Annotated in this window: 14 protein-coding genes; 5 read left to right on the forward strand and 9 right to left on the reverse strand. The window is 34.9% G+C overall.

Annotated features, from left to right (window positions below):
* Positions 1 to 51: 51 nt before the first annotated feature.
* The 3 genes from AC6IWN_RS12800 to AC6IWN_RS12810 are packed head-to-tail and all read right to left on the reverse strand — an operon-like array spanning position 52 to position 2,794.
* The gene (locus AC6IWN_RS12800) at positions 52 to 1,227 is read right to left on the reverse strand and encodes an ABC transporter permease (RefSeq protein ID WP_497987800.1); all 1,176 of its coding nucleotides are present in this window, start codon (positions 1,225 to 1,227) and stop codon (positions 52 to 54) included.
* A gap of 1 nt (position 1,228) precedes the next feature.
* Entirely contained in the window at positions 1,229 to 1,912 is a 684-nt protein-coding gene (locus AC6IWN_RS12805) for an ABC transporter ATP-binding protein (RefSeq protein ID WP_497987801.1), read from the reverse strand.
* 3 nt (positions 1,913 to 1,915) lie between these two features.
* Positions 1,916 to 2,794 (reverse strand): efflux RND transporter periplasmic adaptor subunit, encoded by an 879-nt coding sequence (locus AC6IWN_RS12810; protein ID WP_497987802.1) that lies wholly within the window; start codon positions 2,792 to 2,794, stop codon positions 1,916 to 1,918.
* Between the two features lie 428 nt (positions 2,795 to 3,222).
* Here AC6IWN_RS12810 and AC6IWN_RS12815 point away from each other — a divergent pair, with 428 nt between their 5' ends.
* Together AC6IWN_RS12815 and AC6IWN_RS12820 are read left to right on the forward strand one after the other, a co-directional pair.
* A complete protein-coding gene (locus AC6IWN_RS12815; RefSeq protein WP_497987803.1) occupies positions 3,223 to 3,990 on the forward strand; it encodes a helix-turn-helix domain-containing protein in 768 nt (255 codons plus the stop codon).
* A gap of 89 nt (positions 3,991 to 4,079) precedes the next feature.
* Positions 4,080 to 4,499 (forward strand): GNAT family N-acetyltransferase, encoded by a 420-nt coding sequence (locus AC6IWN_RS12820; protein ID WP_497987804.1) that lies wholly within the window; start codon positions 4,080 to 4,082, stop codon positions 4,497 to 4,499.
* Between the two features lie 55 nt (positions 4,500 to 4,554).
* Here the strand turns inward: AC6IWN_RS12820 and AC6IWN_RS12825 are convergent, their stop codons facing one another.
* From AC6IWN_RS12825 to AC6IWN_RS12840, 4 genes are all read right to left on the reverse strand, one after another.
* Positions 4,555 to 4,968 (reverse strand): DUF3887 domain-containing protein, encoded by a 414-nt coding sequence (locus tag AC6IWN_RS12825; RefSeq protein WP_497987805.1) that lies wholly within the window; start codon positions 4,966 to 4,968, stop codon positions 4,555 to 4,557.
* An 82-nt stretch (positions 4,969 to 5,050) separates the two neighbouring features.
* Positions 5,051 to 5,800 (reverse strand): YhfC family intramembrane metalloprotease, encoded by a 750-nt coding sequence (locus tag AC6IWN_RS12830; protein WP_497987806.1) that lies wholly within the window; start codon positions 5,798 to 5,800, stop codon positions 5,051 to 5,053.
* Positions 5,751 to 7,037: a sensor histidine kinase gene (locus AC6IWN_RS12835; RefSeq protein ID WP_497987807.1), complete on the reverse strand. Its 1,287-nt coding sequence runs from the start codon at positions 7,035 to 7,037 to the stop codon at positions 5,751 to 5,753. Before AC6IWN_RS12835 ends, AC6IWN_RS12830 begins: the two co-directional genes overlap by 50 nt.
* Positions 7,037 to 7,744, reverse strand: coding sequence for a LytR/AlgR family response regulator transcription factor (locus AC6IWN_RS12840; protein WP_497987808.1), 708 nt, complete (start codon positions 7,742 to 7,744; stop codon positions 7,037 to 7,039). Before AC6IWN_RS12840 ends, AC6IWN_RS12835 begins: the two co-directional genes overlap by 1 nt.
* A 631-nt stretch (positions 7,745 to 8,375) precedes the next feature.
* Between AC6IWN_RS12840 and AC6IWN_RS12845 the strand changes: the two genes are divergently transcribed.
* Both AC6IWN_RS12845 and AC6IWN_RS12850 read left to right on the forward strand, forming a co-directional pair.
* The gene (locus tag AC6IWN_RS12845; protein WP_497987809.1) at positions 8,376 to 8,939 is read left to right on the forward strand and encodes an RNA polymerase sigma factor; all 564 of its coding nucleotides are present in this window, start codon (positions 8,376 to 8,378) and stop codon (positions 8,937 to 8,939) included.
* Entirely contained in the window at positions 8,929 to 10,410 is a 1,482-nt protein-coding gene (locus tag AC6IWN_RS12850; protein WP_497987810.1) for a hypothetical protein, read from the forward strand. The genes AC6IWN_RS12845 and AC6IWN_RS12850 overlap by 11 nt, the downstream gene beginning before the upstream one ends.
* A gap of 125 nt (positions 10,411 to 10,535) precedes the next feature.
* On the opposite strand, the gene AC6IWN_RS12855 is transcribed toward AC6IWN_RS12850, so the two are convergent.
* Complete coding sequence (locus AC6IWN_RS12855) at positions 10,536 to 11,888, reverse strand: LysM peptidoglycan-binding domain-containing protein (protein ID WP_497987811.1); 1,353 nt, start codon at positions 11,886 to 11,888, stop codon at positions 10,536 to 10,538.
* A 224-nt stretch (positions 11,889 to 12,112) separates the two neighbouring features.
* On the opposite strand from AC6IWN_RS12855, the gene AC6IWN_RS12860 reads away from it, so the two are divergent.
* Complete coding sequence (locus tag AC6IWN_RS12860; RefSeq protein ID WP_497987812.1) at positions 12,113 to 12,880, forward strand: flavodoxin family protein; 768 nt, start codon at positions 12,113 to 12,115, stop codon at positions 12,878 to 12,880.
* Between the two features lie 72 nt (positions 12,881 to 12,952).
* On the opposite strand, the gene AC6IWN_RS12865 is transcribed toward AC6IWN_RS12860, so the two are convergent.
* Entirely contained in the window at positions 12,953 to 13,327 is a 375-nt protein-coding gene (locus tag AC6IWN_RS12865) for a MerR family transcriptional regulator (RefSeq protein ID WP_497987813.1), read from the reverse strand.
* Between the last annotated feature and the right edge of the window lie 76 nt (positions 13,328 to 13,403).

Below are 13,403 nucleotides of genomic sequence, written 5' to 3' on the forward strand. Positions count from 1 at the left end.
GGAGATACTCACCTGTGTCTTCACTATGATTTTATACTAATTTAGAGTTATTTATAAACTTCTTAACGCATCAATCGGATTTAATCTGCTGGCTTTCCTAGCCGGCATATAACCAAATACGATTCCGACTGCGGAAGAGAAGCCAACCGCTAATACGATTGTCATCACTGATAGGGAAAAGCTAATATCAATTAATGTGGCAGCAATAAAAGCAATAATACTACCAAGAATCAGTCCGATAATTCCACCAATTAGTGACAAGAAGATGGATTCTATAATAAATTGTAACTGAATTCTTCCGGGAGTAGCTCCAAGTGCCTTACGCAGTCCGATTTCCTTCGTTCTCTCGGTAATTGACACAAGCATCATATTCATAATGCCAATTCCACCAACTACTAAGGATATTGCAGCTATACCTGCAAGAAGCATGGACATCATACCCATCATCGTTTGGAAGCTTTCTATCATATCTCCCATGTTGAATACTGTGTATGCATCTTCATCATAGTTAAAAGCAGCATTTAGAACTCCTTTAATATCAATTACGGTGTCATCCGCAATAGAGGTGTCATTTAGGTATACATCCAGGCTAGTAACATTCTTTACACCCAAGCTACGAAGTGCTGTAGTATACGGAATAATCACCGCATCATTATTTGAATTCATACTAAAGCCATTGGAAGCAGCAAGTGTTCCGATTACAGTATATGTTACTCCGTTTATTCTCAAGCTCTTTCCAACTGGATTAACCCCATAGTAGAGCTTCTTTACGATATCATCTCCGATAACGGCGACCTGATTTTTGCTGTTAATATCCAATATGTTAATTGCTCTACCTGATTTTAGTATACTGGTATCGGTATTAAAATAAACTTCATTCTTTCCTTGAACCGTAATGTCATCCATTACTACTCCGTCATTAACGACCGTAGTTTTACCGGATATGGTAGGTGATACTCCATCGATATTATCTACTTGTGAAATTGCCTTGATATCGGTATCATTAAGACCCTGCTTGAGTGGAGTTCCCACCGCATTAACCATAATTTTATTCACACCCAGAGAATTAATTTGATCACTAATGCTACTTGTTGCACCTGATACAATTGTAATAAGAGCTATAATTGAGGCTACACCAATTACGATACCAAGCATTGTTAAGAAGGAGCGGAGTTTGTTATGAATGATGTTCTCCCATGACATTCTGACACTTTCTAGTAGTAACATATTAATCCACCTCCGCTTCTGTAAGATATCCGTCCAATATCTTAACCACTCGTTTTGCATGCTTTGCTATATTCTGATCGTGAGTGATCATAATAATCGTTCTGCCGTCCTCATTTAATTTCTCAAACAAATCCATGACCTGCGCTCCGGTTTTCTGATCCAGCGCACCGGTTGGTTCATCTGCTAGAAGAATCGTCGGTTCAGTAACTAATGCTCTGGCGATTGCAACACGCTGTTGCTGTCCACCGGAAAGCTGATTCGGTAAATTACTCATCTTATCCGATAAGCCTACCTTTTCTAACATTTCCTTCGCACGTTTCTTACGCTCTGATACGGGGACATTGCTGTATATCAGTGGAAGCTCAACATTTTTGAGAGCAGATAATCTGGGGAGAAGCTGAAAGTTTTGAAATACAAAACCGATTTCTTTATTCCTTACCGCTGCTAAATCCGTTTCGTCCAAATCCTCTATGTCCTTACCGGAGAGCAGATATTTTCCGGAAGTAGGGATGTCCAAACAACCGATGATATTCATCATCGTTGATTTGCCAGAGCCGGATGGCCCTAAGATTGAGACAAACTCTCCTGAATGTACGGTCAGATTCACATTATGCAGAACTTCCAGTTCATCTTCACCCATATAGTAGCTCTTGCAAATATTTTTCATATTAAATATTTCTGACATTACTTACTCACCTCCTCCATTGGCACGACCAAAGCCAGTGTTACTGGAAGTAGTAGTATTTTTCTTGTAAAAAACGTGATCTCCCTTTTTGATGCCACTTACCACTTCAACCGTGGTACCATCATTAATGCCTGTCTTGATTGAGGTTTTTATCAAATTGTCTTTCTCATCTTTCAAATATACATAAGGGCTATTGCTTTCATCAAACTGAACCACTGACATCGGGAGTGTGATAACATTAGTTACGCTTTTGCCCGGGAACTTAATCTCTGCAGACATTCCTACCTTGATTGCTTTATCCTTTTTCAAATTAATGTCAGCGGTAAAATAAGTTACTCCATTAACGACCTGACCTTCCTTGGAGATACTTTTAACAGTTCCTGTGATCTCCTTATCAATTGCATTGATATTAACATTCGCTTTTTTACCTACTTTTAAATCAGGGATACTGTATTCATCTACCTTAACGTTAATCTTAAGATTATTGTAATCAACTATCTCAAGCAATGAGATTCCGGCCATAACTTGTTCATTCTCTTCGATATCAAGTTTAGACACTTCACCGTCAATCTCAGCTGTTATTTCATCATTCGTAGTGGTAGTGAATAGAACGTCACCTTCTTTCACCTTATCCCCTTCTTCAACCTTGATATTATCTATCTGCATTACCTTTTCAGACATTACGTTTTGGCGGTTTTTCGCCTCAACATTTCCAGAATAGGATAAATAGGTTTTAATATCTCCGCTTTTTGCATCAACACTTTCATAATTGTTTGCCTTCGGCCGGGAAACAATAGCAAATACCACTGCAGCAGCTAATGCTATTACAATAATACTAGTTATAATGCGTTTTTTTATTTTCGACTTTCTTTTTGTATTCATTTTGTTACCTCCAATTTTTATTAAACTTAAAGTAATACGTTATTATGAATTAAATATGAACTAAGACACGTAATAATACAACTATTATTCTATCCACTTATTTGACTTCCTAAATATGGAATTGTATAATTATTTAAATGACGCATATAAGCGTTATAATTCGGATAAATAATTTGAATAAAATCTCTATGTAGTTTACTACTCGTTACTTATTATTTCCATATATGTCTCACACTTTTTGGTAATGCAAAGTATATTTGCGTGACAGTTCATCAGATATCATGTAGTGTGATAACAATATTATAGTGTGACATATTAAAAATCATAAATCACACATAATCATTTGAGCCTGTGATATCCTTGGCTCAAACTACTAAAAAAGGCAGACAATTTAGTTTAAAATTAATCACATTAACACGAGGAAGGGCATGGTTGTTTATATGAATTTAGTTTCTAAAAATATAAAAAAATTAAGGCAGCAGAAAAAGTTTACACAGGAAGATATGGCCGTCAAGTTATTTGTCACTAGACAAACCATCTCCAACTGGGAAACCGGGAAATCACAACCTGATATCGAAACATTAATGAAAATTGCAGAGCTGTTGGAAGTTGATATTACTGTTCTTATTTATGGGATTCCTAATTCGGATACTAACAAAAAAGAAAAGAAACACCTGCTTATCGCTGGAGCGATATTGCTTATTTTTGGCGTATTCCTTTATTTTGCAACTCAATATGGAGCTTATATGTTCAGGCAGCAGTTTATTATGTCACCAGTATGGCTTTTACAGCTACTGTTATATCCCATCTTCTGGCTTATTCTTGGATGGATTATATTACAGGTATTAGGAGTGTTAGGAGTTGTTAAACCACTCAAATCAAAGTATTCGAAAGCGATACATATTTCTATAATACTGATTCTGTTCTTGTACATTATTATTATGTCACCGTTTTATATAAATGCAATAATTGATACAATTCAATCGTATCTATACATGCAATATCCGTCACTTTATCAAGGCGGTTATTCTTATACTTATGTAATACCATCATTTATCTCAATGATTGAGTCTCCCATCATAGATACGACTGGTCAACATCCTATTTTATTTGTTATCCCCAGCCTTATCATCTGGTTTACAAAACCTACCAGAAATATCAACAGTTGTAAAAATATATTACAATCCAGGCATTGACTATTTATTCATACAGCCGTATAATTACCCAATTAACAATTTTGTTTATTCACGTCAAGTTAAACAAACAAAAATTATGGGGGTATTATATGGACGACATAAAAATTACAAAAAGAGCGATTACAGTGAATGAGTTTATCAAGATGAGAGATTCTGTCGGCTGGGGTTACCCTGATAAGAATACCCTACTAAATGGATTATCAAATTCATTATTCTCTGTTTGTGCCGAACACAAAGATCAGATTGTTGCATATGGAAGAATTATTGGTGATGGTGCTTTCACCCTCTACATACAAGATATTATGGTTAAACCGGCTTATCAACGATGTGGACTCGGAACTGCCATCATGACAGAAATCATGACCCATATTAGAGAAACCTATGTATCCGGAACCATGGTTTGCTTAATGTCAGCGAAAGGAAAAGAGAATTTTTACAAGAAGTTTGATTTTATCGAACGACCGAATGAACATTATGGCTCCGGAATGATACAATTTTTAGATAAATAGAATTTAAGAAGCTCTTGAATCCCTGTAACCCCAGGTATTTCAAGAGCTTTCATTCTTATTTCATATATAGTCCAATCAGTTTCATGTCTTTATTAAAACTAATCGTAAAAGTTACATTCTTCTTCTCATACTTTGCGATTACCACTACAACTGCTGCGTCATCCTTTGTACCTTTTACCTTTTGGCCAATCACTACTACATCCTTATATTTTACAAATGCACCGGCGCTTCCATAAGTCTTTTCAACTGCTGATTTTAATGCATCAGATGTTAATTGAGGTTTTAACTCCTCGGTAAACATGCTACATACACTGTCATATTTCCCAGCGTTTAAGTAATCTACTACCTGTTTGGAGGTAGATTCCACGGTCTCTTTGTTAAATGCGTCTGACAATTTTGTAGAAGCACAGCCACCAAGCATCGATGTAACAAAGACTAAAATCATAATTATAACAATTATCTTTTTCATATTCTATCTCTCCTTTTTCTAAATCACAATATATTCTTTATCGTTCATCGAATCACGTGAAAACCTTTCATTAAAACTCCATTTATAATTCACTACGTATGCTCCTGCTTCTCTTTGAGAACAACCGCAACGCAAAAGCAAGAACCAGGATGGAGATAATTATAATATATAGTTCTATTCCCATAATCCCTAACCCTATTGCCGCAGGAAGGATTACAATCATGCTATCTAATAATCCATGTAATAGAATTGCTAATATTGTATATCGGAGAGCTTTATGCTCCCGAATTCCATAGAGTATAATCAAGCTGGCACCGACATGGAAGCACATTGCAAATACTCGCTCCATTCCACCGATTAGCAGGTTTAAATTCCCCACACCCGATAAATCTACTTTTCCTAATGGATACAGGATCAAACTTGAGATATAGCCTATTCCGGTTATCAGCATCGCTTCTATCCCGCCATGACCAAGCCCGAAGGCCAGACCATCCGCTTCTCTTGTTCTTCCTTTTAAAAAACCCTTCATAAATATCAACCTAGCGGTTTCTTCAAATACTCCGGCTGATAATCCCAAGAAGATGCCGTATAGATACGGATTAAGTTGAAGCTTTATGTACCAGATGAAATTCGGCAATACCAGCTTGAGTATCGGAATGCGAATCAAAATCTGGCTAACTACAAATGCACACATACCGATAAAAAATGGCTTCCGGACTTTGCCGTATTTCCTGCTTAAGATAATAATTCCAATTATCGGAACACCAAAGCAAATAAAAACGTCAATTAGCAAACATAATTCTTGTAATAAAATATTTCTCTCCCCATTCATATTGAATATCTCCCTTATACTTTTTTACCACCCACTCGGCATTCTTAAGTCCAAGTCCTTCATGCTTTTCTTTGGTGGATAAAAAAGAGTTTCCTTGCTTTACCGGCTGATGATCCATCGTATTTTTCAGGGTTATCGTAATAAAATCATGTACTGCTGCCATTCGTAAAATAATTTGTTTTTCCTCGCTTCGTTTCGAGGCTTCAATTGCATTATCCAGAATATTAGCAAATAAGGAGGTCAGATCAACATCTCTGATAAAATGAATATCAACTCCGATTTTTATATCATCCTTAATGCCACAAGCCTGCATGGTTTGAACCTTATCATTCAGGATAATGTTTAGGATTTTATTGTCCGTATAATACTTATGCCCCATTTGATTTAGCATAGCGTGAACATCCTGTGCATATTGACGCCCTTCCTCATTCTTCTGCACCTCATATAGCTGTTCCATCGCCTGAATATGGTTACGTATATCATGAATTAATTTTCTGGTACTATCATATTTCTGCTCCAGATTCTCATAGTATTTGATATGTATATTCTGTTGCTGTTTATGAAGATTCAACTCATTTTCCAGATGATTGTTCCTGCTGATTACATCAAAAATACTGGCAAAATAGATGTTAAGCCCGATTAGAATAACCACGTTCACCGAAAACACCATCATATTTTCTTCCGATGGATACACCTGTATAAATAACAACATACTAAATAAATTTAGAATACTATATAGTGGAAGAATAAAGTAACCAATCAGCTGTCTTTTGCTCACCTGCTCATGAAGTTTTCTTCGGATCATCCATACTAATATCCGTAAGATCATAAATTCGATTAACCTTGTAGTGATAAGGAGTAAGATATAGTAGGCATTCATATTAATAAAATAAATTATCTCATTTGATACCAACAAAGTTATAATCGTATTCACTACGATATCCGTAAGATAGACCGCAATAACCAAAGCAGTGTAATACATAATATAAATTCGTAAATTATTATACAAATGATGTCCAATCACAGGAATGAATAACAATACAATAAGATTTATAATTCCACTACCAAGAAAAGATATCGAGACGGACAGTATGATGTAACTGATTACTATAATTCTCTTCCTCCATACACCTGTAGCAATATTCGTCCCGATTCGGCTCATACTGAAAAAGATTGCATACATTATAAATACGCTACCCACCAGTGGAAGAACAAAGTAAATCAATATATTCGACATTAATATCCTCCCATTCCTTCTGATAAGTATTGATTCAACGATTTGCGAAATTCCATTGACTTCTTCTGGGACAAAGGAATAACTACACCATTGGTCATCATAATATCATATCCTTTAATCTTTTTAACCGCATAGAGATTAACAACAAAACTCTTATGTGGCATCGCAAACCCCTTATCCGCTAACTCTCCAGCAATATCAGATATTTTCCGCTTTATCGAAAAACTTTGTTTGTGCGTTCGTAGATATACCTTGCGTTCTAGATACTCCAGATATATGATATCCGACACATCAATTCGTACTATCCCTTCTTCTGTCAAAAACTCCATCGGACTTGGAACAGGGATATTCCTATATTCAAACGCTTCATCCAACTGTTTATAGAGTTCTGATTTATTCACCGGCTTAAGCAAATATGCAAAAGCATGAACTCCAAAGGCGAAAGTCGTATAATCATTATAATTTGTAAGGTATATGATCTTAACCTTTTTGTTGGTTAGCCGTATATGTTTTGCGGTTTCAATACCATTCATATTAGGCATATCTATATCCAGAAGAATTATCTCATACGTCTCTTTACTAGCAAGGAGATCTCTTCCACTGGTAAACATATCAACAACGAGTAATGCCTTGTTGTACTCTTCTAGTACTTTTTTTGTTTGATGCAAAGTTTCCACTTTATCATCACAGATTGCAATCCGTATCAAATTCTCCCTCCCAATTATTACATATTCGAGTCTCTAGTTACATTATATTGTTAGGTTTTCAAAAAGCAATAGTAATCACCTAAGGTATGGTAATTTATGTATAAGATACGGCTTTTGTAGCCAATATGATATTGTTTAAAGAAAGATGGCACTGTATAATATTACCATAGTATTTTACTGAGTTTAATAATAAGTAAAACACTATTCTAGGTGGAATTAAGCTATATTTCATATTTACAATGTACATTCATTAATAAGGAATTATAAAATGGAGGCTTTATGAAAATTATACCAGTATTATGTTGCACCATTATTTTTATTGCTTTACCAATCCTTGTTGTATGGCACGCTCGTACTCATTCGTATATATGTAAAAAATGTGGTCATGTATTTTCAATTTCAATTTTAAAAGATTTTATAAGCCCTCATTGTTTTTTAAGATGTCCGAAGTGCAATACATTAACATGGCAAAAAGAAATCAAGAATAAAAAACTTAATAAATCCGACCCCTTAAAGCAAGATAAAAACGAGGATCATATTTTATAAATGGGGTTATTAACACCCAAATTTATAAAAATATATGCAACCTATTTAAAATATTACCGTACTTATCTTACGAGGGGGATAAAACATGGAAGATGACAAAATAATTGAGTTATATTGGGCCAGATCTGAACAAGCCATCATAGAAACAAAAAATAAATATGAGAACCTATGCACCAAAATCTCTTATAATATTCTACATAATAATGAGGAAGTAGAAGAATGTGTAAATGACACATATCTTGGAACATGGAATGCGATACCTACTGCCAGACCAATCTACTTCTCTGCTTTTCTTTGTAAAATTGCACGTAATCTTTCAATGAAAAAGTTGGAATATCGTTTAGCGAAAAAGAGAAATTATGAAATAACAAGAATTTGGGATGAACTCGAAGAAGTATTAGCAAAAAATATTAATTTATCAGAAGATCTTGAAATGAATGAATTGGTTGCCACAATAAATGAATACCTATTGAACCTATCACTGGAGAAAAGAAACATATTTATCCGACGCTACTTTTTCTTTGATTCCATCGAGGACATATCAAAAAGGTATGGTTTCAGTAAAAGTAAGATAAAGTCCATTTTATCAAGAGACGGAAAGAATCTGCGTGATTTTTTAGCAGAAAGAGGATACCAGAATGCGCATTAATAATATCTTTGATGCAATTGGAAAAATAGATGATGAACTTATTCATGCTTCCATAGAAACCCCCACAAAAAAGCAGGCTGTTACGAGTCATTGGTTGATCAGAGCTGCTGCCATATTAATTATTATTGCAGTCTCCTTTTCTACTGCCCTGACCGTCAATGCCCAGTTTCGAAAGTGGGTTATATCACTGTTTCAAATTCAAGAAGTTGAGAAGGTTCCTAGTTCAGAACAAAGTAATAAATCACCAACAAAATCAATGAAAGCTCCGAATACTTCAAACAATCAAAGCCATATCTCTCTTTTTGCAACCAATACAATTGAAGATTTATTTAAGGTACAATATCTAGAATCCGATCATTTTATGAACACGATAGGCCCACTATTTTATTATACAGACGATTTCGTAACTAACAAATATTTTGCTGCAGAAAATGGTAGCTTTGTACCGGTGAAAACCCAAAATATCAAAAGAAAAGTTAAGCTCTTGGGTATATCGGGGAAGATTGATTACACACGGATCAAATATGATAGTGAACTATTCTTAATAGAGAAAAATCGTAATCGCTTTTTGCTAAATAATGAGGATGAAGCAGAATTCAATTTAACTGTCGAAGATAATAATGAGGTCTTGCTCTGGCTAAACAAAAATCCACAATCGGATGTTTGGACGTATCCTGCAAAATATGACCTTGGTTCCGGTAAGACATTTGACTTCCTTCAAGGAATTCAGATAAACGGTAAACTACTTTCAGACTACCATCATCTCAATAATTGGAGCATTCTTGATAACGGTAAATTCACTGTATCCTTGGGGCAGTCACCAAGTGATAGTAATATCTATCTAATAGATTCTGAAACAAAGCACGCCACTGCTCTCTCTAGTATAACAGGTCTCTCCTCCGTTATGGGTGTAAAAGTGTTCGGTAATCAACTAATATTAATGGAAAGAAGCTCTGAAGCAAATACCAATAACTATACCCAAACATATTCCGGTGGTTATGGTGAAGAACACTTTAATTATTACAGGTATAACCTTATAACGGGTAAACTTACAAAGCTTTTAGAACATGCTAAATACTGGTCTTCAAGTGAGCAAGGAGGTGGAAGTATTCGGGTACGTTCTCTTGGTGGTAGATATGATTTTATAGAAGATGATGATTTAATCTATCTGCTTGATAATCTTACCGGTAAGCATATGACTGTGGAAGGAATCACAAAGGAATTAGCCGAAAACTCTGCAATTAATTCTGATGGTAGCAAAATCCTTGTATCCTCCTACTCTGAAAATAGCATGTCGCAGCTTGGAGTTATTGATATAAAAGCTGAAAAATTATACCTATGGAATCGAAAAAACCAAGAGGGAGTTCAAGAGTCTTCAATTGGTTGGAATGATCAAAATCACATAGCAATCAATGCAAGCAATGATATCTCCGGGAAAAGTTATGTTTATCTATATTCGTTAATCAAGTAAGTTTGATAAGTATTTTATATAATTCATCATTGTTCTGCTTCATATTTTAAAATAGATCCGCTTCATAAGAGATTATTACAATTTAACATAGTTCTGCTTCATAAGAGAATAATACCACTAATCTTTTAATTACAGATATCAGTTTGAGCTGTATCTTCTGTTATGGATTGAGTAGCCGTTCTTTCTTCCTGTTTTAGCGTAATAATATCATATTGAGAGTTGATAACAAGCCATAATTGTGGCAAATATATCATTATGTTCCATATAGCAATTCCCAGAGTTTTATATTGGATTGACAGGTTAATAAATGCATTCATTGTTCTTGCATCCACAAACCACACTTCATATTTTCTAGGAATATTTACTTCCATCTGTATATAAGAAAAGTGTGGATTTTGAGATTTTTCATCAAATTGAATCTCTACTTTATTATCAACGGCCAACCTTATAATCGCATTATAGCTCAAAGAAACTGCCTGTGTTACCCCTATTAGATAGGGTAGTTTCCATGAATATCCGATTAACGGAAGTCCAATCATTATCTTTTGAGGTGGTATCTGAGTAATCAGATAATTCATAAATTCTTGAATCATAGATACGGAAGCAGGAGGCGCTGGTGGCCCGGGATTATATCCCCAGTTATAATTCATAGCAATAACTTGATTAGCAGATTTTCCGATCACGGAATAATCAATCTTTTCAAATGTAACCGTACCGTTCTCCAATTGCAAAACCGGGGGGATTGAAACTACTACGCTATATCCCTGGTAGTTAATTCTATTTGTGACTTTTTCGACGAATGTATTGTAGGCATCTACATTTTCTGAATATAAATAAGATAAAATTATGCCTACTCCGCTTAATCCTTTTCTTTTTAAAATCGCTATTGTGTTATTAATATATCGATCCAAAGCTTCCTCGTTATAAATTACATTATATGCGGCCTCCGCACTTCCGACTCCTTCATATGATAATGTTGAAACCAGCATAATAGGAGCCACCCCATAATCCTTAGCCATCTGAATAATATCATCAACATCAGGCTCCTTTATCTCAGCGCCTGCCGTTAATTCATATCCAAATATGGTTAAATAGGTTAGAAAAGGTAAGGTTTGCTTTAAAATCTTCCGATCAATAAAAGGATTTGTGTATCCATTTGTCATCAGCTTTGTTCTATTTTCTCCATAACTGATGATTAATGTATCTCCCGGATAGATATATTCACGCTCCGATAAAAACGGATTATTTCTTAATAGTTGTATGATTGTTATATTATAAGCATTCGAAATCGACTCCAATGAATCTCCTTCTTGTACAACATAGGTTACCTTTGGATATGCGATAACGATACATTGTCCAATTACCAGCTCCGTCGGATTGTGTATACCGTTATCCTCTATTAATTGTTTCGCAGTAGTATTATATTTTCCCGCTATTGATTCAATCGTATCCCCTTTTTGCACTACATAAATTTCCATAACAAACCCCGATAGTGTAATCATACTATTATATGAGCAAACATATGAATCGATGTATCCACCTAGTCTATATTTAGTATTTGGGTTATTCTAATTTGACAATAATATCCTTATGTTATACTATTAATCTAATATATTTATATTACACCTATCCCTGTTAAAATCCGTTAAATCCATCCAGAGAAACCATCAATACTGTTTAAAAAAGGAGTAACCTTATTATCATGAAGATATTAGAGATCTGTGGCAGCCCCAGACGATCTGGTAATACGCAGTTTGTCCTGGATCAATGCGAAACGAAGTTAAATCATTTGTATAACAATGAAAATATTACATATGACAGAATATCCATTTATCACAGTAACTTAAATTGGTGCAAGGGATGTAGAATATGCTTTAATATATCCGAAACCAAGTGTCCTCACAAGGATGACTTATTGGATATGAAAAGCAGAATGGAGGAAGCTGATATTATAATTATCGGCAGTCCCATTTATGTGGAGGATGTGACAGGTGCATTTAAGAATTGGATGGATCGAATGGCATTTAACTGCCATAGACCTTTCCTTAATGGGAAGCCTTTATATGTATTTACCACTTCTGCTGCCAAAGCATCAAAGCATGGTATTAAGACAATCTCAAGAGCTTTGACCTCATGGGGAGGGACTGTAATCTCGAACGATAACTACATAATGGGAGAAAATTTTATTTCATCTGATATTGATAAAGCCTACACTACATTAATTACTAAACGAATGTTGATGCTTACTCAGGCATATCACAAGAAATCAGTGTCCCTTTACTCTTTAATCAGCTTCGGTATTCAAAAAAGATATTGGAAGCGCAAAAAACAAACAGCCGATTATCAATATTGGATCGATAAAAAGTGGTTTCAATCTGACGTACTATATTTCAAACCAATCAAAGTGAATATCATCAAAAAGTATATAGCCTCTACCATCAGTTGGGCGGTAGACACGTTTATTCTATAGATTAGGAGCAATACCATAAAAAAAGATGCGATAAAGATGAATCCAATCACCTTTATAACATCTTTTTATGCACTAATTCTTGTCGATATGGAATATTCCAATCTCCTTGTAATGCTCGATTTTAAAATTCACAATATTAAGACTGTTGTCCAAATTCTTCATTTGCTCCTGAATCCTTGACTGATGTCTTATTAATAACTCTCTTCTCTCTTCCAAAGAATCCTTGCCCTTTAAGCATAGCTGCATAAATTCTTTGATTTCCTGCAACGGCATACCGGAGTTTCTTAAACAACAGATTAGGTTGATCCACTCCAAATCATCCTCAGAGAATTGACGAATACCACTCTGCGTTCTCGTGATTAATGGGATGAGTCCTTCTCTGTCATAATATCTTATGGTGTGCTCCGTTAAGTTTGTCTTTTCTGAAATCTGCTTGATTGTAAACATTATTCTCCCTCGGTTATTCTAATAATATAGTCATGCGTTATAAACATTTTAACATAGTTTCGAATATTTTCAATAA

This window comes from Variimorphobacter sp. HTMS_6, from assembly GCF_059717775.1.

Bases quoted from the DNA above. Each gene is read 5' to 3' on its own strand.
- AC6IWN_RS12850 (WP_497987810.1), top strand. From the start codon at position 8,929: ATGCGCATTAATAATATCTTTGATGCAATTGGAAAAATAGATGATGAA.
- AC6IWN_RS12835 (WP_497987807.1), bottom strand. From the start codon at position 7,037: ATGTCGAATATATTGATTTACTTTGTTCTTCCACTGGTGGGTAGCGTA.
- AC6IWN_RS12815 (WP_497987803.1), top strand. From the start codon at position 3,223: ATGGTTGTTTATATGAATTTAGTTTCTAAAAATATAAAAAAATTAAGG.
- AC6IWN_RS12830 (WP_497987806.1), bottom strand. From the start codon at position 5,800: ATGAATGGGGAGAGAAATATTTTATTACAAGAATTATGTTTGCTAATT.
- AC6IWN_RS12860 (WP_497987812.1), top strand. From the start codon at position 12,113: ATGAAGATATTAGAGATCTGTGGCAGCCCCAGACGATCTGGTAATACG.
- AC6IWN_RS12800 (WP_497987800.1), bottom strand. From the start codon at position 1,227: ATGTTACTACTAGAAAGTGTCAGAATGTCATGGGAGAACATCATTCAT.
- AC6IWN_RS12810 (WP_497987802.1), bottom strand. From the start codon at position 2,794: ATGAATACAAAAAGAAAGTCGAAAATAAAAAAACGCATTATAACTAGT.
- AC6IWN_RS12820 (WP_497987804.1), top strand. From the start codon at position 4,080: ATGGACGACATAAAAATTACAAAAAGAGCGATTACAGTGAATGAGTTT.
- AC6IWN_RS12865 (WP_497987813.1), bottom strand. From the start codon at position 13,327: ATGTTTACAATCAAGCAGATTTCAGAAAAGACAAACTTAACGGAGCAC.
- AC6IWN_RS12855 (WP_497987811.1), bottom strand. From the start codon at position 11,888: ATGGAAATTTATGTAGTGCAAAAAGGGGATACGATTGAATCAATAGCG.
- AC6IWN_RS12845 (WP_497987809.1), top strand. From the start codon at position 8,376: ATGGAAGATGACAAAATAATTGAGTTATATTGGGCCAGATCTGAACAA.
- AC6IWN_RS12805 (WP_497987801.1), bottom strand. From the start codon at position 1,912: ATGTCAGAAATATTTAATATGAAAAATATTTGCAAGAGCTACTATATG.
- AC6IWN_RS12825 (WP_497987805.1), bottom strand. From the start codon at position 4,968: ATGAAAAAGATAATTGTTATAATTATGATTTTAGTCTTTGTTACATCG.